We start from the raw sequence: 17838 nt of genomic DNA on the forward strand, positions 1-17838 counted from the left end.
ATTGGTTTGAACTGTCAAGGATTCCTTGATAACTGAATCCGCATCCAGCTCCCTCTCCTCGTGGAAGTTCTTGTCTTCTATGGTGTGGAGGATCGGATCGTTCATGGTCTTGTGGCCGGTGTGGACGCTGCGGCAGGAAGGGATGCAGTCGTTGGCGCTTCAAAAATTTCAGGCAGATCAAACTTAAACTTCGTGACGAAATCTTCCAGAATGCGCCGAAACAGATCCTTGTTGTCCTCCCCCATTTCAGTCGGTTCGTGGATCGCGTATTTGCCATGGCTGAGCAGGTTCAGGGCGCGGTTGTAGAGCGCCCGGTCTTCCTCGTTGCTCAGAGCCTTGAGGCAAAAGGAAATGTCCGCATGGCCAAAGAAGGACGCGGTCTTTTCCATGATGCTGCGCAGGGCATTGAAATGAAAAGTGTAGAGCTTGCCGGTGCCGGGGGCAGCGGCGCGCTGGAGTTCGGCTAGTGACGCGACATGATGGAAGAAGGGCGTGTCGTCCGTGGCCCGAAGCGTGTAAGTCTCTCCACCGTTATCGCGATGCAGGAAGTAGCGCTTGTGCGTCACCTTTGCCTGCTCCTCTTTCGTTCTGCCAAGCTCGTTGCACATCACGTTGAAAAACAGCGCGTGATGAGATGAGAAAACCACCTTGATGGGCGCTGGCGCACCGCTCTGGTCTTTACGGCTTGCTGCGCGGCGCAGGAGCTGTGCCAGATCGCAGGCGATAGCGATCGCGTTGTTGTCGTCCAGCGAGGAGATGGGGTCGTCGATGTAAAGGTATTTCTTCAACTGATAGGAGACATGGCCGTCGAGCATCCGCTCGCAGATGGCCATGAAAAGGCACCAAATGAAAATGTTCTGCTCGCCTCGGGAAATCTTGATGTTCGGCTCCATGATTCGCTCAGGCTCCGCGCCCGGTCTTTGCCGCAGAACTTCTTTGGAAAAACTGATCGTCCAGTTGGTGTAGTCAATGTCGAAATCGAAGTCTGCGTAACTATCAAGATAGCCCGCAATCGTTTCGTCCAGCGCAAGGTCTTTCAATCCATTGAAGAAAGTAGAGCGATCATTGAGGCGCAGTAGCCGGACAGCATCACCGTCGAGATCGTTCTCCCAAGTGAAGAGGTCTTCGGTGTAGGCGTTGAAATAGAGCGTGTCGGCGACACCCTGTGGATTCCTCCGGGTCCTTCGCTTGCCTGCGTCCTTGAACTCCATCGCAAGCCTTGTTTTGCCCGTGCGGTTGTAGGCGTAAAGGAGAATGATCTGCGTCGGTTTCGTAGGATTGTTCAAGTCATCTCGGAGACGTGTGACCAGCTTCCGTAGATTCGCCAAGCGATGAATCTTGGGTTTACTGGTCATGCCTCAACCTCGCTCAATGCTGGGAAAAGCTGCTGCATCAGGCCTTTCTTGTGGGTCTTGAGGGCTTCGTGCTTTTGGGTTTGCGCGGCGATGAGGTCATCTATGCTGGTGAGGCAGTCGGCGATGCGTTGTTGTTCGTCGGCATCTTTCGGCAACTGCACGCGCAACTTCGCTTGCTCGGTAATCCCGATGTAGGCTCTGGTTCCTCCTCCCGATACTTCGAGGAGGTTCGATTGGAATGTCATGGAGACAAATAGCTGAGCCAGGAACTCATTCGAAAGCTTCTTCCGGTCTTTGACGCGGTAATAAGTGACCTGAGGAGTCAGCATTAGATAGGGCGTGTGGATTTTTCTGACGACAGCTACCTCACCGACGGTGCCTTTGTGCGAGAGAAGAACATCACCTTCCTTGGCGAATCCCTTTTGCAATGTGTCAGCCTGCTCTTTGCTAATGAAGTGGCAGGTTTCGATGTCGATCAGGCCACCGTTGAGATCGCTTGCCATGATGAACGGTATCCCGTTGGCGACATAGTCGGACGACTTGGGGTGAATGCTCCCGTGATTCCCGTCCTTCGGTGCATACAGAACACCGGCTTCGACCAATCCACCGACTGTAGTTGGAATCCACTCCCCGGCGTTTTGAAATTCAGGAAACCGTAGGCGGGGTTGGGTTTCGCCTTCGCGGGGGAAAAGCTGCTGCATCAGCCCTTTTTTATGGGTCTTGAGCGCGTCCACTTTCCGCGCTTGTGCAGCCAGCAACTCGTCCAACGAACTCAGGCAGTCGGCAATTTTTTGTTGTTCGGCAGGGCTTGGAGTCGGGATTTCGACATCGAAGAAGGTCTCCTTGCTTATGTTCAGCAAACCATTGCTCCGTGCACCGCTTGTGATGTGGCGCTTTAGCTGCCTGCCATGCTGATTTTGTTCAAAGCACTGCTGAAAGAAGCCGTTTGCGTAGCCATTCTTGAGCCGGAAACAGATGAAGACATTCGGTGCCGCGACTTCTCCCCATCCCTGCAACAGATAGACACAGCCCTGCGGGAACTTGAGCGAGTTGCCTTTGTTGAAAACAAAGTCGCCGTCTCTGACCAACACATAAAGCTGATACTGGTTGCCGGAGATGTCCCGCCCGAACTTCTCGGCCTGTGGGACAAAACCAATCCCGGCAGAGATGCTAACTGGCGTCAGCTTTTTTTCTCCGACCCGTTCCGTCACCGATGTGGCTGCTTCTCGAAGGGTGACGGGCTCCCACTCTCCCGTCCCCCGAAACTCAGGAAATCGCAGTTTCGGCACCAGCGCGGGCCTTGCCTCTTCCGTCCTCTCGGTGGTTGGCGTTTTGGGGCTCATGGTTTCTCCTGTGTTTCGTTGTCATCGGCATCCCACATCTCGCGGTAGGCGTTGATGTAACTCGCGGTGGCGTGCTGGTCCAGCGTCCAGTAGTGGCGGCACAGGGTTTTGAACAGGGCCAGGCCCTCTGGCAGGCAGGCGTGGTCTAAAAGCTGGTCCAGTGTGTGCTCAATCCGCTGAATATCGCGGCTGCCGCTGCGCACCATTTCCTGGACGACGGGTGTCAGGGCTTCGACGGCCTGCTCGCGCAGCGTTTGCAGCTCGGCCATGCTCTGGGTCAGCTCCGCGAGCAAGTCTTGGTAGGTGGCTGCGCCCGGCTTGGCGGTGCGCTGTTGGGGGATGGTCATTTCAACAAGGCCTTTCCTTGTTCGGTCAGGCGGTATTTTTGTGTGGGGCTGCGTGGTGAGTCTGGCTGGGTCATCTCGACCAAGTGCTGCTTAAGGGCCGGGTTCAAATAGCCTTGCAAAAAGCTAGGGCGGTGTTTGAGGTTGAGCGACTGCATCAGCTCCTTCGTTCCTTGGGCTTCTTGTTCCAGGGCCACGCACAGTCGGCGAACTTGTTCGGTTACTTGTTCGGTTGCTTGTTCGGTTGCTTGCCCTGCGACTGGGTCGGCGACTTGCGGTATGACAGGGTTGCCAGTCTCCGCCCACTGCGCCTTGGGTCGCTGCACCCGGGCGGTGAACTGGTTGCCGCTGACCTCGCTGATCAGTTCAATTTGGGGCCACTCGCCCAGCGCACGGGGTATGCCACTGCCCATGCCTCGGTAGGGCAGCAGCCTAAAGGCGTGCTCACTCAGGGTGGGGTTGCGGCGGTTGCTTTTGCCCCGGCGTATGTCCTCAATGCTCAAGCTGTCGGGCAGGGCGCCGGGGCTGATGATGTCGATGTGGTCGCGAAACACCAAGATGCGGATGGACGCGCTGGTGAAGTAGTCGCGGTGCACCAGGGCGTTGACCAACAGCTCTTGCAGGGCAATTTCGGGCACTTCCAGAATGCCCGGTGAGTTAAAGCCCTGGTTGCCCTGCACGCGGCGCAAATTGCGTTTGATGAAGGCGAGCGCATCAGCGTATTGGGCGGGCAGGGTGCCGCTGAAGTCTTGGCTGTCTTGGTAGTGGCTGTCGGCAATGCTGTTGCCAAAGAAGGCCACAGCCTTGATGGTGAACGCGGGGCACCAGCGCAGGGGGTTGCGGCCAAAGAGCATGAGGCCGGCAAGGGTCAGTTCGAGACCATTGCCCAACCCCAGGTTTTGCAACAGGGCGTCGAGCGGTAGCTCGGCCAGAGCGGTGTCGGCTGCGTAGTGCTGGGCCAGGTAGCGGCGAAAGGCGGGTTCGTCCAGATCGGCGCTGGTGGTGCCCGTGACCGGCACCACATCGGCGTAAACCAGGCCACCACTTTGGAACATGCGCTGCATTTCTTCGCGGGCGGTCACATGGCGCTTGTCGGCGCCCTGTTTGACCCAGATGCGGCCTTGGTTGTCCAGATAGGGCTTGGCCAGCCCGTTGGGCACGGTGACCACCATCACCAGCCCGGCGTGGGTCTTGATGTTTTCGGTGATGGGGTGGATGGGCGGGCGCACATGCTGGCTGCTGGCGTTGCTGAGCATCTGGTTGAGGTGGCGAATATCGGCGGCGCTCAGGCCGGTGATGGTGCCATCGTCGGCCACACCAATGAGCAGCGTGCCGCCGCCGCTGTTGGCAAAGGCAGCCAGTTCGGCGGCCAGGGCGTCGGGGCTGTTGAACGTGCGCTTGAATTGCTGGCGGGTGTGCTCGCCCAGGGCAATGCGCTCCAGCAGCTCGGCTTCGGTGAGCGGGGTCTCATTCATAGGCGCTGAGCCCCGAAATTTCGCGCCCCCCGGCGCGCTGGGTGAGCAGCGGGTGCAGGTCTTGCATCAAGGCCAGTTCGGCATGTACCCGGGCCTTGAAGCCGAGGTCGAGCGGTGCCATGAGGTCGGTCAGTTGTTCGCCATCAAAAATCATGCGGTCAAGGATGCCGTCTACAAAGGCTTGCAGGGCGGCGGTGGCGAGGCCGTGCCTGGCGGCGATATGGGCGAGTTCCTTGGCGTTTTTCTCGGCCTTGAAGCGGGTGTAGCCGTCCCGAATGGCCGCCTCAGAGAGACCTTCTCCGGCCTTGAGCGTGCCGATGTATTCGGCTATTGCCTCGCGCTCGTTCATGAACTTGGCATCGGCGCTGATGAGGCCGATGAGTTCTTCGCGGGTCATCGTGGTCTTGCCTGGGCCTTTGCCCATCTCGCCCGCCGAGAACTTGGCGATGAGGCCCATGATGTAGTCGTAGTCGATGACGGCGGAGGCGAAGAGCACGAACTCGAAGTCGAGTTGGTCCACGGGGTCGTCGGTGGTGCCGTCTTTGCCGCCGGTCTTACCGCGCTGGTCTCTGAGCTGTCTGGCGGTTTCCAGGTATTCGCCTTTGAATCCGCGCAGGTTTTCATCGGGCAGCACCTGCTCGATGGCGGCTTTGTTGTCGTCGCTGAGATCGGTGTATTGGTCGAGCTGGGTCTTGAGGCGCTGCACTTCCTTGAAGTGGGTGACGAAGGCGGCGCGGGCCGCGTCGCCCTTCAGGTTGGCCACGGCGGAGGGCGTGCAATCAAGGCCTTGGGATTTCATGAAGCCTTCGAGCTTCTGCACGGCGGTCTCCAGCTTCTGGATGACCACGGGCGCCTTGTCTACCAGCCAGATTTCTCGCGCCTGTTCGGCGGTCTTCTCGCCACTGAAGAGGGCGATGGCGGCGTCCACTGAATCTTGTTGCTGCCGGAAGTCGAGGATGTTGCCGTAGGGCTTGGTGCCGTTGAGCACGCGGTTGGTGCGCGAGAAAGCCTGTATCAGGCCGTGGTGCTTGAGGTTCTTGTCCACATAGAGCGTGTTCAGGAACTTGGAGTCGAAGCCGGTGAGCAGCATGTCCACCACGATGGTGATGTCGATCTTCTGCGCCGGGGGGTAGTCGGCATTGGGCCACTGCTGGTCTTTGATGCGCTTTTGCACGTCCTGGTAATACAGGTCGAACTCACTCAGGCGGTGGTTGGTGCCGAAGCAGGCGTTGTAGTCGGCGACGATGGCTTCCAGTGCCTGCTTCTTTTTCTCCGGCTCGATCTGGTTGTCTTCCTGCTCCTGCGGCAGGTCACTGGACAGCTGGTTGATGTCCTTTCTGGTCTCCTCGTTTTCCGCAAGTTGGGCGGGCGGTGAAAAGACGCAGGCGATGTTCAGCGGCTTAAAGTCGGGGTCGGCGGCCAGTTTGTCCGCCTGCAGGGCTTGGAACAGCGCGTGGTATTCGATGGCGTCGTTGATGGACGCGGTGGCGAGGATGGCGTTGAAGCGGCGCCCGCCGGTGGCGGCATCGTGCTTGGCCAGAATTTCGCCCACGATGGCCGCTTTGGGAAACGGCGGTTTGGGTCCACTGTCTTTGGGCGCCCCTTTGCCAGCCGGTTTCGCTTCTTTCTCGTTTTTGGGCTTCGGCTTGAAATAGTCGATGTGAAAGCGCAGGACGTTGCCGTCCTCGATGGCGTGGGTGATGGTGTAGGCGTGGAGCTGTTTCTGGAACAGGTCTTCCGTGGTGCGCATCGAGGCCTGGGTGTCCTCGATCTTCTGCAAGGTGGCATTGGCGTCGAAGATCGGCGTGCCGGTGAATCCGAAAAGCTGGGCCTTGGGGAAGAACGCTTTGATGGCCTTGTGGTTGTCGCCAAACTGCGAGCGGTGGCATTCGTCGAAGATGAAGACGATGCGCTTGTCGCTCAGCGCTTCGAGCTGTTCTTTGTAGGTGGCTTGGCCGTTCTTGGCCCGTTGCTTGTTGCGCTTGCTGCTTTCATCCAGCGCCAGGCCCAGTTTCTGGATGGTGGTGACGATGACCTTGTCGGCGTAGTCCTCAGACAGCAGGCGGCGCACCAGGGCGGCGGTGTTGGTGTTCTCTTCGACGCAGCCTTCCTGGAACTTGTTGAATTCCTCCCGCGTCTGGCGGTCGAGGTCTTTGCGGTCCACCACGAACACACACTTGTGGATGTGGTCGTTTTCCTTCAGCAGGGTGGAAGCCTTAAAGGAGGTGAGCGTCTTGCCGCTGCCCGTGGTGTGCCAGATGTAGCCGTTGCCGTTGTCCTCAAGGATGCACTGCACGATGTGCTGCACTGCATAGACTTGGTACGGCCGCATGACCATGAGCTTCTGCTCGCCGGCCAGCAGCACCATGTAGCGGCTGATGGTGCGGCCGAGGTCGCACTTTTTCAGGAAGTCTTCAGCGAACTCGTCGAGCTGGGTGACCTTGCGGTTGTCTTCGCTGGCGAACTCGTAGATGGGCAGAAAGCGCTCGTCGGCGTTGAAGGCGAAGTGGCGGGCGTTGTTGTTGGCGAAGTAGTAGGTGCGGTCGCGGTTGCTGATGATGAACAGCTGCATGAAGCAGAGCAGCGTCTTGGTGTAGCCGTTGCCGGGGTCGTGCTTGTACTCGACGATCTGCTCCATGGCCCGGCGCGGGTTCACGCCCAGGGTTTTCAGCTCGATCTGCACACAAGGCACGCCGTTGATGAGGATGAGAACGTCGTAGCGGTGGTGGCTGTTGTCGGTGTTGATACGCAGCTGGTGGATGACTTCGAAATGGTTCTTGCACCAGTCTTTGATGTTCACCAGTGTGTAGTTCAGCGGCGTGCCGTCGTCGCGGGTGAAGGCGTTGATGCTGCGCAGGGTCTTGGCCGCGGCGTACACATCCGGGGTAACGATTTCGTCCAGCAGCCTGGCGAACTCGGATTCGGTCAGCTTGACGCGGTTGAGGGCTTCGAACTTCGCGCGGAAGTTCTTTTCCAGTGAAGCACGGTCGCGGATGTCTGCGCGGTATTCGTATTTGAGGCTGTTTTGGAGCTTGCCTATGAAGCCGTACTCGATCTGATCCTCCTTGACGGCCTGTGGCGGTGTGCCGGGCGGCTGGTCGTAGGAGCGCTTTGAAGTAGGCATGGGGAGGGGTGAAACGCACAGCTTTTGAACGGCCGCGCTGATTGGGGGCATGACGTCGCTCGGACATTCTAGAGGCTTGCCAGCGGCCGGTTTTTCTTGGTAACGGGTGTGCTTAAAGCCGTGGCAGCAAGCTGCATGCCCTTGTCGCCTCAAGTCCCGCGCAGGCGCTGCCAGTCGTCCAGCGCCGGGCGCAGCACCAGCAGCAACAGCAGCGCCGCCAGCGGCACGGTGCTGATGTAACCCGCGTATTTGAAGCCCAGTGCACCGGCCAGCCCGCCCAGGAAGAAGCAGGCGATGAGCTGGCTGTGCACGCGCAGGCGGTCGCGGTTGGCGCGCACCGGCTGGTGGCCCAGGTGGCGGTTCACGTACAGCAGCTTGCCCAGCTCGATGCCGTAGTCGGTGAGCAGGCCGGTGATGTGGGTGGTGCGGATGACGGCGCGCGAGATCTTGGTGATCACCGCGTTTTGCAGCCCCATGATGAAACACAGCAGCACCACGGTGAGCGGCAGAAACACGGTGGTGAGCAGGCTGATGGCGGCGCCGAACAGGCCAAACACCAGCAGCAGCGAAGCTTCGAGCATGAGCGGCAGGCCGTAGGCGCTGCGCAGTTCGTGCCGCAGGCCCCAGTTGACCAGCCAGGCGGTGGTCATGGCGCCCAGCAAGAAAGCCAGCACCGCACCCAGACCGGCACCGGCCAGCGCGAGCTGGCCCAGCACCAGGTTGTCGGCCACCGACGACAGGATGCCCGTCATGTGCGAGGTGTATTGGCCCACGGCCAGAAAACCGCCCGCGTTGGTCGCGCCCGCCACAAAGGCCAGCACCGAACCCAGCTTCAGGTCGGCCTGCGGCGTGCGCTGCAGGCTGGTGAAACCGCGAATGGGTTCAAACATGGACGGCGGCGGTCTCGGGCGCTCAGTCTCTCAGTGAATGCGCATGCCGGGTTGGGCGCCCGGCCAGGGGTTGAGGATGTGGATGCCGGGCTGGGCTTTTTCGTCGGCGTGGCTGGCGGCCAGCACCATGCCTTCGCTCAGGCCAAACTTCATTTTGCGCGGCGCCAGGTTGACCACCACCACGGTGAGCTGGCCCACCAGGTCTTCGGGCTTGTACATGCTGGCGATGCCGCTGAACACGTTGCGCATGCGGCCTTCGCCCACGTCCAGCGTGAGGCGCAGCAGCTTGGTGGAGCCTTCTACCGCTTCGCAGTTGACGATTTGCGCGATGCGCAGGTCGATCTTGGCGAAGTCGTCGATGGAGATGGTGGGGGCGATGGCTTCGCCGCCAGGGATCACCTGGGGTTCTTCGGGCGCTGGGGGAGGCTCGAACAGCGCGTCGAGCTGCTTCACATCCACGCGCTGCATCAGGTGCTGGTAGGCACCGATGCGGTGGCCGGCGCCCAGCAGACGGCCGGCGTCGGCGAATTTCAGGGGCTCGATGTTCAGGAAGGCTTCGACGTTGGCGGCCAGCGCGGGCAGCACCGGCTTCAGGTAGAGCGAGATCAGGCGGAAGGCTTCGATGCAGGTGCTGCACACGTCTTGCAGCCGGCCGTCCATGCCTTCTTTTTTGGCCAGTTCCCAGGGCTTGTTCTGGTCCACATAGGCGTTCACCCGGTCGGCCAGCAGCATGATGTCGCGCAGGGCTTTGCCGTATTCGCGCTCGGCGTACAGCTCGGCCACGGTGGGCGCCAGGGTTTGCAGGTGGTCGAGCAGGGCGTCGCCGTCGGCCGACACGGCGCCCAGCTGGCCGTCAAAGCGCTTGGCAATGAAACCGGCGGCGCGCGAGGCGATGTTGATGTATTTGCCCACCAGATCGCTGTTGACCCGGGCCATGAAGTCTTCGGGGTTGAAGTCCACGTCTTCGTTTTTGCCGCTGAGCTTGGCCGCGAGGTAGTAGCGCAGCCACTCGGGGTTCATGCCCAGTTCCAGGTATTTCAGCGGGTTCAGGCCGGTGCCCCGGCTTTTGCTCATCTTTTCGCCGTTGTTGATGGTCAAAAAGCCGTGCACAAACACCGCGTTGGGCACCTTGCGGCCGCTGAACTTCAGCATCGCGGGCCAGAACAGGGTGTGGAAGGTGATGATGTCTTTGCCGATGAAGTGGAACTGCTCGGTGTCGGGGTCGGCCATGAAGGCGTCGTAATCGCGCCCGGTTTTGTCGAAATAGTTCTTCAGCGAAGCCAGGTAGCCAATGGGCGCGTCCAGCCACACATAAAAGTATTTGCCCGGCGCGTCGGGGATTTCAATGCCGAAATACGGCGCGTCGCGGCTGATGTCCCAGTCGCCCATTTTGGGTTTGCCGTCTTCGCCGGGCTCGATCCATTCGGCAATCTTGTTCAGCACCTCGGGCTGCACCGCGCCGCTTTGCGTCCACTGGTCCAGAAAGGCCAGGCAGCGCGGGTCCGACAGCTTGAAGAAAAAGTGGTCGGACGTTTTCAGCACCGGCACCGCGCCCGAGAGCGCCGAGTACGGGTTGTGCAGATCGGTGGGCGCGTACACCGCGCCACAGACCTCGCAGTTGTCGCCGTACTGGTCTTTGGCGCCGCACTTGGGGCAACCGCCTTTGATGAAGCGGTCGGGCAGGAACATGTTTTTCTCGGGGTCGAAAAACTGCTCGATGGTGCGGGTCTCGATCAGGTCGTTGGCCTTGAGCGCGCGGTAAATGTCTTGCGCCAGCTGGTGGTTTTCCGGGCCGTCGGTGCTGTGCCAGTTGTCAAATGCAATGTGAAAACCGTCCAGGTAGGGCTTGCGGCCTGCGGCGATGTCGGCCACGAACTGCTGCGGCGTTTTGCCGGCCTTTTCGGCGGCGATCATGATCGGCGCGCCGTGCGCGTCGTCGGCGCACACAAAATGCACTTCGTGGCCCTGCATGCGCTGAAAGCGCACCCAGATGTCGGCCTGGATGTATTCCATGATGTGGCCGATGTGGAAATGGCCGTTGGCGTAGGGCAGGGCGGTGGTGACGAACAGGCGTCTCTGGCTCATGGCGGGGGCTTTCTATCTGGGGAGCCTGCGATTTTAGGCCGCTTGCGTGCGCCGGGTCCGGCGCTGGCCGGCACGTGGTGCACCCATCGCGCCACGGTGTTGATGGGAAGTCCTCATGGCGTTTGTGTGTATCGGGCGGGGTGGGGCGGGCGGGTAGACTTTGCGCCACCTCTTTCACCCACCAAAAACCGTTCCCCACAGGAGATTCCTTACATGGCCGTTGATCAACAAGCGCTGCTGGCTGCCCTGCAGGCTGTGACAGACCCCAATACCGGCAAAGACTTCGTGTCCACCAAGGCGCTGAAAAACCTGCAGGCCCACGACGGCGATGTGTCGTTTGACGTGGAGCTGGGCTACCCCGCCAAGAGCCAGATGCCGTCGCTGCGCAAGGCGCTGATCGCGGCGGCCAAGGGCGTGGCCGGTGTGGACAACGTGTCGGTGAACCTGAGCATGAAGATCACCGCCCACGCCGTGCAGCGCGGTGTGCAACTGCTGCCGCAGGTGAAAAACATCATTGCGGTGGCCTCGGGCAAGGGGGGTGTGGGCAAGAGCACCACCGCGGTGAACCTGGCGCTGGCGCTGGCCGCCGAGGGCGCCAAGGTGGGCATTCTGGATGCGGACATTTACGGCCCCAGCCAGCCGATGATGATGGGCGTGGAAGGCCGGCCTGAGAGCGCCGACGGCCAGACCATGGAACCGCTGGAAAACTACGGCGTGCAGGTGATTTCCATTGGTTTCCTGGTGGACCGCGACGAAGCCATGATCTGGCGCGGCCCCATGGCCACCCAGGCGCTGGAGCAGCTGCTGCGCCAAACCAACTGGAAAGACCTGGACTATTTGATCGTGGACATGCCACCCGGCACCGGCGACATCCAGCTCACGCTGAGCCAGCGCGTGCCGCTCACGGGCGCCGTGATCGTGACCACGCCGCAAGACATTGCCCTGCTCGACGCACGCAAGGGCATCAAGATGTTTGAAAAAGTGGGCGTGCCGATTTTGGGCATTGTGGAAAACATGGCGGTGTACTGCTGCCCCAACTGCGGCCACACCGAGCACATTTTTGGCGCCGACGGCGGCAAGAACATGGCGGCCGAATACGGCATGGACTACCTGGGCGCGCTGCCGCTGAACATGCAGATCCGCGTGCAGGCCGACAGCGGCATGCCCACCGTGGTGGCCGACCCGGACGGCGAAATCTCCGGCATCTACAAGGCCGTGGCGCGCCAGGTGGCGATCAAGATCGCGGCCCGGGCCAAGGACTTCTCCAGCAAGTTCCCGAGCATCAAAATCTCCAAAGAAACCTGACCGGTTTTGCCTGAGCATCCCGGGGCCGCTCGCAGCGGCCTTTTTGCTTTGGTCTTTTTGTTGTTGTGATCACCGAAAGTTCGTCTGAAGTCCATGCCCATGTCGCCCCGCAACCGCCGCATCGTCCAGGCCATCCTGTACGAGACCATCGCCATCGCCTGTGTCGCACCCATGCTGGTGCTGGTGTTCGGGCAGTCGCCGCTGTCTTCGCTGGGGCTGTCGGTCACCATGTCCAGCATTGCGCTGGCCTGGAACTACGGCTTCAACGCCCTGTTTGAGCGCTGGGAAGCGCGGCAAAGCGTGAAGGGCCGTTCGTGGCCGCGCCGGGCCGCGCACGGGCTGGGCTTCGAGGGCGGGCTGGCGCTGATCCTGGTGCCCGTCATGGCGGGCTGGCTCGGCATCACCTGGTGGCAGGCGTTCGTGGCCGACCTGGGCATTTTGCTGTTTTTCCTGGTCTACACGGTGGTGTTCACCTGGGTGTTTGACCGGGTGTTCGGGCTCCCGCAGTCGGCCCAGGCGGTGCCTTGAGCGCCCCCACTGCGCGCGGCCGCTGAGCGTCTGAAAGCAACAAAGCCCCGCTCAAGAGAGCGGGGCTTTGGCTGGGTGGGGCGTTGTCTGGCTTGGCCCGGCAGCGCGTCAGCGTGCGGTGTTGACCTGGCCAGCGGCTTGTGCGTTGAAGGCGCGGCTGGTGGGGTAGGCGCCCGGGTTCAGGTCTTTCAGCTTCTCGCTGACTTCGCCATGGGCCGCCACGTCGCCCGTGCGGATCGCTTCGGCCAGTTCAGCGCGCACCTCGGTGCGGCTTTTGCCCGCTTGAGCGATGGGGGTGGCGTAGCGCTCTGGGTACACCTGGTTCAGCAGGCGGCCCGACTCGTCGTGTGCCGGCATGTTGCCGGTGCGGATCGCTTCGGCCAGCTCGGCCTTCACTTGTTCGCGGGTTTTGGGGCCGTCGGCGGCAAACACCTGGCTGGCGGACAAAGCGATCAGGGCGGCGGCGATGGCGGTAACGTGCTTGCGGTTCATGGTGAAACTCCTGGTGGGCGTTGAAACGTGGGTCGAATCCGGTTAGGCCGGTTCAACAGGAAAGCCGTTGCGCCTTCCATGGAGATGAATTCTCGACACCCAAACCAACGGTTTTCAAACAGCCAGATTACAAATTTGTCATCCAGATAAACCCTGAGATGTGCGACCATGCAGCCCCGATAGATTCACTCCCATGAGCCCAGCGATGCGTGTCCTTGTCGTCGAAGACGAACCCAAACTGGTCCAGTACCTGCACCAGGGCCTGACCGAAAACGGCTACGTCGTGGACGTGGCGCGCGACGGCATCGAAGGCCGCCGCCTGGCCACCGGTGGGCAATACGATCTGGTGTTGCTCGACGTGATGTTGCCCGGCGTGGACGGTTACGGCGTGCTGTCTGCCCTGCGCGCCCAGGACGGCAAGACGCCCGTGCTGATGCTCACCGCACGCGACAAGATCGAAGACCGTGTCAAAGGGCTGGAGGGCGGGGCAGACGACTACCTGGTGAAACCTTTCGCCTTCTCCGAACTGCTGGCCCGCATGGGTGCGCTGCTGCGGCGTGGCGCCTTTGCCAGCCCGCAGGCCGCCACCGTGCTGCGCCTGGCCGACCTGGAGGTGGACCTCGTGTCACGCCGCTGCACGCGCGGCCAGCAGCGGCTGGACCTCACCGCCAAAGAATTCAACCTGCTGGCGCTGCTGACCCGCCGGCGCGGGCAGATCCTGTCCCGAACCACGTTGGCCGAACAGGTCTGGGACATGCACTTCGACTCCGACACCAACGTCGTGGAAGTGGCCGTGCGCCGCCTGCGCGCCAAGCTCGACGACCCCTTTTCCACCCGCCTGCTGCACACCGTGCGCGGCATGGGTTATGTGCTGGAAGAGCGCACGCCATGAGCCCTCTCAACCTGCCCAGCCCGCCGTGCCTGCCTTGCGGGCCCTCCATTGCGCAACGCCTCTCGCGCGCCATGGCCCTGCTCATGCTGGTGGGTCTGGGCGTACTCAGCGTGGCCAAATACTCGGTCATCGCCATGCGCATGGACGTGGACCAACAAGTCTCGCTGCAAGAGAAAAGCCAATACCTGGCCAAAGCCATTGGCATTGCCTGCGAAAGTGGTGAGCCCGGCCTGTTGCAGCGCATGACCCTGTTCGACCCCGTGCGCTCGTCCACCCGCATGCAGCTCTGGCGTGGCGACGGCAGCGTACTCTTTCAAGACGACATGGCTCCGTTTGCCCACAGCCGCAGCACCGCGTTCGACGTGCCGACCGAACGCATGGTGGGCGGCAAAGTGAGCGTGTCGCTGGACCTGGACACCACCCACGACCACCGCATCCTGCGCGAGGCCGCCATCACCTTGCTCATGACCACCCTGTTCGGTGCGGCGGCGGCCGGCTTTGCCATCCGGTGGCTGGTGCGCCGCGAACTGCGCCCCCTGCTGTCGTTGACCCGGCAGATGGACAGCATCTCGCCGCAGCGGCTGGACCAGCGCCTGGTCGTGGAACGCACCTCCAAAGAACTCGATCCCTGGGTGGCGCAGTTCAACGCCCTCATGGACCGGCTGCAAAGCGCTTACCAGCAGCTGGAGGCCTTCAACGCCGACGTGGCCCACGAACTGCGCACCCCGCTGACCGCCCTGATTGGGCAGACCGAGGTCGCCCTGTCGCGCGAACGCAGCACCGATTCGCTGTGCGACACGCTGGCGTCCAACCTGGAAGAAATGCAGCGCCTCTCGGCCATCGTCAACGACATGCTGTTTCTCTCGCAGGCCGACCGGGGCGCCGTGGCCCGGCGCAGTGCGCCGGTCAGCCTGGCCGAGCTGGCGCACCAGGTGGCCGAATTCCACGAAGGCGTGCTCGACGAAGCCGGGCTGCGGCTCACGGTCGAGGGCGACGCCCGCGTCTCGGTGGACGCGCCGCTGGTCAAACGGGCCATCTCCAACCTGATGGGCAACGCCACGCGCTTTGCCGAACCCGGCTCCACCGTGCAGGTGAAGATCCAGCCCGATGCCAGCGCCGATGGGCAGGGTGTGCGGGTGGTGGTGGAAAACCGGGGGACGGTCATCGAGCCCCAGCACCTGCCGCACCTGTTCGACCGGTTTTTCCGGGCCGAAGCCTCGCGCGTCTGCACCGGCGAAACCCACCACGGCCTGGGCCTGGCCATCGTCGCGGCCATTGCGCGCATGCACGCGGGCAATACCTTTGCCCGTTCACAAGACCGGGTGACCCAGATCGGCTTCACCCTCGGTCCGCAGCGGGTTTGACCGCAGGGTCCCGGCGCACCGGGTTTTGACGTGTGCGCGACACCGGACAAGCCCGCCGCCCAGGGCCCAACCGGGTGCATGCGCAGCGCATCGGCCACAATAGATCGATGCGCACCCAACCCCCGATTCCCACCGAATTCGAACCCGAATTCATCGCCGGCCTGAAAACCATTTTTGAAGAAAAAATCGTCTTCAACCAGGTGCTCGGCCTCAAGATCACCAGCCTCAAGCCCGAACGCGTCACCGCCCGCATCGACATGAAACCCGAGCTGGTGGGCCACTACAGCTACAACCGCATCCATGGTGGCGTCATCAGCGCCGGGCTCGACGCCATGGGCGGCCTCGCCTGCATGGCCGCCATTGGCGCGCGCCACATGGACGAATCCCCCGAACAGCGCCTGCACCGCTTCGCCAAACTCGGCACCATCGACCTGCGCATCGACTACCTGCGCCCCGGCATCGGCAGCCACTTCGAGTTGCGCGCCGAAGTCATGCGCCTGGGCTCGCGCGTGGCCTCCACCCGCATGGAGTTTCTGGGGCCTGATGGCAAATTGCTGTCTTGCGGGTCGGGGGCATATATCGTGTCGTGAGGCGGCGGATTCCCCGTTGCATACCTATGGCTCCATGCCCGGCAACACGCGGTACCGATCGCGCTCAATCGCGGCCGGCCCGCTCGATGGCCGCAGCGATGGCTTCTGGATCGGTGAACCATACTTCGTGGTTGCCGCTGCACTCCGCGTAGCGGAACAGGCCCAGCCGCTCCGAGAGGCGTGGATGCCAGCCAAGGCTGTGGGGCAGTGCGGTGTCCATGCGGCAATTGACGTAGCTCTTGGGCACGGCCATGGCCGCCATCGGTTGGCTCAGGACGATCTGGTCCTGAAACGTCTTGTAAGGGTGGACGTTGAGTTGCTCGAATGCGCGGGTGGCCAAAGCCAGGTCGGCATCGTTGATCAAGGCCTCGCGCCAGACAGGGAAAGGCAACATCACGCCGCCGCCGGTCTGCGTGGCTATGCTGTTGAACAGTGCAACGTAGTGTGGTGGCACCAAGTCATTCAGGCGTTCGCCAGGCTGCGGCACAAAGGCGTTGACGTAAACCAGGCGCGCGATGCGTTGGGGCAGCAGATCGGCCACGCGTGAAATAACCATGCCGCCGTCGCTGTGGCCCACCAAGCGCACCTGATTCAGGTTGTGCTCTTCGATGTAGGTCTTCAGGGATTGCGCAGCATCTTCCAGGCCGGTGCAAGCTCGGTCGTCACCGGGTCGGTTGCCGGCCAGCGTAGGGCAATGTACGGTATGTCCGACAGCACGCAGGTGGGATGCTGCAGCCTCCAATTCCGCACCGGTGTGCCAGGTGCCGTGAACCAGCACGTAGGTGCCGGGAGTCGTGGTGTTCATGTGTGTCTCCTTCTTTGGTTTCGCCCGCCCAGGATTGGGCTGTTGGCGTGAACCCATTCTGAACAAGACGGACTGGGGTAGATGGCCGCTGTGTGCCGTTGATATGGCCGTTGCGTGCCGCGTTGCGCAGCCTCATGGCCCCTTGCGCAGCGCGGCCGGTGTGTTGCCTAAATGCTGGCGGCACAGGCGCACAAAGTGGGAGGGGTCAAGGAGGCCCACGCGACGGCCAACCTCGGCCGTGGTCAGCCGACGCATGGCAGTGCTCTGCAGCATGCGTTTTGCCTGGGCCATGCGCTCGGCCATCAGTTGGTTGGCAAAGGTCTGGCCGTTTGCCGCCATGGCGCGGTGCAAGGTGTGAACTGAAACACCCAGCGAGGTGGCCACATCGGTGGCCGTGAGGCCGGGCTCTGCCAAGCGCTGGCGCAGTTGCAGTGCGACGCGCTCAGCCAAGCTTGGCATGTGGTTGGTGGCTACCGTCGTTTCACCGCACGCCAGGGAAAGCAGGCTGCCCAACTGGTCGGTGAGCAAATTGACGGGCAGCGGCGGAGCGCAGGCTATTTTGGGCTCCCACGGACGGGCAAAGGCGGCCAGTGCGCAGCCCCAACCGGGTTCGGATGTTCGGAAGGCTCGGGCCACATGGGTTTCAGGCTCTGCGAGCCAGCGGGCCACCCATTCCAGGGGAAGTTCCAGGGAGACGGTGCTGGGACCCTCGGGAAAATCAAAGTGGTAGGGACGCCGGGAGTCAACCAGGGTGAAATCGCCTGCAGCCAGCAAGGCTTGGCGGCCGTCCTGCTCTACGCGCCAGGGACTGCCCAAATTGCCCAGCTAGCAGAAGTTGTCGTGGTTGCGGGCGATGCCACGCAACGTACGCCAGACTTGCTGGGCGTCACCCGTGACACGGTTCACGCCGATGGGGACCAACGAGGCCGAGACCAGTTCGCCACGAAACCCTTGTCGCACGGGGCTGGTGGCATCTATGGCCAGAAAGCCCTCAGAAATCGCATCCACCCAGTATTCCAGCCGCTGCGCAGGCGCAACGTCGTCGGTGCTCCAGCGATGGGGTCTGGCTGCGGCAGTGTCGTGCATGGGGCGAAGTGTGCAACACGGCAGGCCACCAGCCCATAGAAATTGCCCTATGGGTGACCTGTGCAGTGAGCCCTTGCGGCCTTGTGATCGTGGACCGTGGTGCCGCACGACCTCGGACCAACGCGGTGACGGCAATGCCTTGCAACAACGCCATGGCGGT

The 17838-nt window shown here is 61.9% G+C and carries 16 protein-coding genes; 5 read left to right on the forward strand and 11 right to left on the reverse strand.

The features are described 5' to 3' along the window. Nucleotides 1–101 precede the first annotated feature (101 nt). The 7 genes from Q7J58_RS04290 to metG form a co-directional block, all read right to left on the reverse strand. Entirely contained in the window at nt 102–1355 is a 1254-nt protein-coding gene (locus tag Q7J58_RS04290; protein WP_304823916.1) for an anticodon nuclease, read from the reverse strand. Then, nucleotides 1352–2698 carry a restriction endonuclease subunit S gene (locus Q7J58_RS04295; protein WP_304823919.1) on the reverse strand — a complete coding sequence of 449 codons (1347 nt, stop codon included), beginning with the start codon at nt 2696–2698 and terminating at the stop codon, nt 1352–1354. The genes Q7J58_RS04290 and Q7J58_RS04295 overlap by 4 nt, the downstream gene beginning before the upstream one ends. Next, nucleotides 2695–3045: a hypothetical protein gene (locus Q7J58_RS04300; RefSeq protein ID WP_304823922.1), complete on the reverse strand. Its 351-nt coding sequence runs from the start codon at nt 3043–3045 to the stop codon at nt 2695–2697. The genes Q7J58_RS04295 and Q7J58_RS04300 overlap by 4 nt, the downstream gene beginning before the upstream one ends. After that, nucleotides 3042–4517, reverse strand: a complete 1476-nt coding sequence (locus tag Q7J58_RS04305; protein WP_304823925.1) for an RNA-binding domain-containing protein — start codon at nt 4515–4517, stop codon at nt 3042–3044. The genes Q7J58_RS04300 and Q7J58_RS04305 overlap by 4 nt, the downstream gene beginning before the upstream one ends. Further along, nucleotides 4510–7641: a type I restriction endonuclease subunit R gene (locus Q7J58_RS04310; RefSeq protein ID WP_304823927.1), complete on the reverse strand. Its 3132-nt coding sequence runs from the start codon at nt 7639–7641 to the stop codon at nt 4510–4512. Before Q7J58_RS04310 ends, Q7J58_RS04305 begins: the two co-directional genes overlap by 8 nt. A gap of 149 nt (nt 7642–7790) precedes the next feature. Further along, entirely contained in the window at nt 7791–8531 is a 741-nt protein-coding gene (locus tag Q7J58_RS04315) for a YoaK family protein (RefSeq protein ID WP_304823930.1), read from the reverse strand. 30 nt (nt 8532–8561) lie between these two features. After that, on the reverse strand, nt 8562–10616 hold the full coding sequence (gene metG / locus Q7J58_RS04320; RefSeq protein ID WP_304823933.1) for a methionine--tRNA ligase: 2055 nt from the start codon (nt 10614–10616) through the stop codon (nt 8562–8564). A gap of 213 nt (nt 10617–10829) precedes the next feature. On the opposite strand from metG, the gene apbC reads away from it, so the two are divergent. Next, complete coding sequence (gene apbC, locus Q7J58_RS04325) at nt 10830–11921, forward strand: iron-sulfur cluster carrier protein ApbC (RefSeq protein ID WP_304823936.1); 1092 nt, start codon at nt 10830–10832, stop codon at nt 11919–11921. A 99-nt stretch (nt 11922–12020) separates the two neighbouring features. Further along, entirely contained in the window at nt 12021–12449 is a 429-nt protein-coding gene (locus Q7J58_RS04330; protein ID WP_304823939.1) for a PACE efflux transporter, read from the forward strand. 108 nt (nt 12450–12557) lie between these two features. Here the strand turns inward: Q7J58_RS04330 and Q7J58_RS04335 are convergent, their stop codons facing one another. After that, the gene (locus Q7J58_RS04335) at nt 12558–12941 is read right to left on the reverse strand and encodes a DUF4148 domain-containing protein (RefSeq protein ID WP_304823941.1); all 384 of its coding nucleotides are present in this window, start codon (nt 12939–12941) and stop codon (nt 12558–12560) included. 205 nt (nt 12942–13146) lie between these two features. Between Q7J58_RS04335 and Q7J58_RS04340 the strand changes: the two genes are divergently transcribed. The 3 genes from Q7J58_RS04340 to Q7J58_RS04350 all read left to right on the forward strand — a co-directional run bounded on the left by Q7J58_RS04340 (nt 13147) and on the right by Q7J58_RS04350 (nt 15787). After that, nucleotides 13147–13833, forward strand: coding sequence for a heavy metal response regulator transcription factor (locus Q7J58_RS04340; protein ID WP_304823989.1), 687 nt, complete (start codon nt 13147–13149; stop codon nt 13831–13833). After that, a complete protein-coding gene (locus Q7J58_RS04345; RefSeq protein WP_304823943.1) occupies nt 13830–15197 on the forward strand; it encodes a heavy metal sensor histidine kinase in 1368 nt (455 codons plus the stop codon). Before Q7J58_RS04340 ends, Q7J58_RS04345 begins: the two co-directional genes overlap by 4 nt. 107 nt (nt 15198–15304) lie before the next feature. After that, nucleotides 15305–15787: a thioesterase family protein gene (locus tag Q7J58_RS04350; RefSeq protein ID WP_304823946.1), complete on the forward strand. Its 483-nt coding sequence runs from the start codon at nt 15305–15307 to the stop codon at nt 15785–15787. Between the two features lie 64 nt (nt 15788–15851). Here the strand turns inward: Q7J58_RS04350 and Q7J58_RS04355 are convergent, their stop codons facing one another. The 3 genes from Q7J58_RS04355 to Q7J58_RS04365 all read right to left on the reverse strand — a co-directional run bounded on the left by Q7J58_RS04355 (nt 15852) and on the right by Q7J58_RS04365 (nt 17678). Beyond that, a complete protein-coding gene (locus Q7J58_RS04355) occupies nt 15852–16592 on the reverse strand; it encodes an alpha/beta hydrolase (protein ID WP_304823949.1) in 741 nt (246 codons plus the stop codon). 132 nt (nt 16593–16724) lie between these two features. Further along, complete coding sequence (locus Q7J58_RS04360; RefSeq protein ID WP_304823952.1) at nt 16725–17408, reverse strand: AraC family transcriptional regulator; 684 nt, start codon at nt 17406–17408, stop codon at nt 16725–16727. Nucleotides 17409–17417: 9 nt separating this feature from the next. Then, the gene (locus Q7J58_RS04365; protein ID WP_304823955.1) at nt 17418–17678 is read right to left on the reverse strand and encodes a hypothetical protein; all 261 of its coding nucleotides are present in this window, start codon (nt 17676–17678) and stop codon (nt 17418–17420) included. Nucleotides 17679–17838: the final 160 nt, after the last annotated feature.

The sequence above is a fragment of the Hydrogenophaga sp. genome, assembly GCF_030656115.1.
Taxonomy (GTDB): domain Bacteria; phylum Pseudomonadota; class Gammaproteobacteria; order Burkholderiales; family Burkholderiaceae_C; genus Hydrogenophaga.

Bases quoted from the DNA above. Each gene is read 5' to 3' on its own strand.
- Q7J58_RS04365 (WP_304823955.1), bottom strand. From the start codon at position 17,678: ATGCACGACACTGCCGCAGCCAGACCCCATCGCTGGAGCACCGACGAC.
- Q7J58_RS04315 (WP_304823930.1), bottom strand. From the start codon at position 8,531: ATGTTTGAACCCATTCGCGGTTTCACCAGCCTGCAGCGCACGCCGCAG.
- Q7J58_RS04305 (WP_304823925.1), bottom strand. From the start codon at position 4,517: ATGAATGAGACCCCGCTCACCGAAGCCGAGCTGCTGGAGCGCATTGCC.
- Q7J58_RS04340 (WP_304823989.1), top strand. From the start codon at position 13,147: ATGCGTGTCCTTGTCGTCGAAGACGAACCCAAACTGGTCCAGTACCTG.
- Q7J58_RS04345 (WP_304823943.1), top strand. From the start codon at position 13,830: ATGAGCCCTCTCAACCTGCCCAGCCCGCCGTGCCTGCCTTGCGGGCCC.
- metG (WP_304823933.1), bottom strand. From the start codon at position 10,616: ATGAGCCAGAGACGCCTGTTCGTCACCACCGCCCTGCCCTACGCCAAC.
- Q7J58_RS04290 (WP_304823916.1), bottom strand. From the start codon at position 1,355: ATGACCAGTAAACCCAAGATTCATCGCTTGGCGAATCTACGGAAGCTG.
- Q7J58_RS04310 (WP_304823927.1), bottom strand. From the start codon at position 7,641: ATGCCTACTTCAAAGCGCTCCTACGACCAGCCGCCCGGCACACCGCCA.
- Q7J58_RS04355 (WP_304823949.1), bottom strand. From the start codon at position 16,592: ATGAACACCACGACTCCCGGCACCTACGTGCTGGTTCACGGCACCTGG.
- Q7J58_RS04335 (WP_304823941.1), bottom strand. From the start codon at position 12,941: ATGAACCGCAAGCACGTTACCGCCATCGCCGCCGCCCTGATCGCTTTG.
- Q7J58_RS04300 (WP_304823922.1), bottom strand. From the start codon at position 3,045: ATGACCATCCCCCAACAGCGCACCGCCAAGCCGGGCGCAGCCACCTAC.
- apbC (WP_304823936.1), top strand. From the start codon at position 10,830: ATGGCCGTTGATCAACAAGCGCTGCTGGCTGCCCTGCAGGCTGTGACA.
- Q7J58_RS04350 (WP_304823946.1), top strand. From the start codon at position 15,305: ATGCGCACCCAACCCCCGATTCCCACCGAATTCGAACCCGAATTCATC.
- Q7J58_RS04295 (WP_304823919.1), bottom strand. From the start codon at position 2,698: ATGAGCCCCAAAACGCCAACCACCGAGAGGACGGAAGAGGCAAGGCCC.
- Q7J58_RS04330 (WP_304823939.1), top strand. From the start codon at position 12,021: ATGTCGCCCCGCAACCGCCGCATCGTCCAGGCCATCCTGTACGAGACC.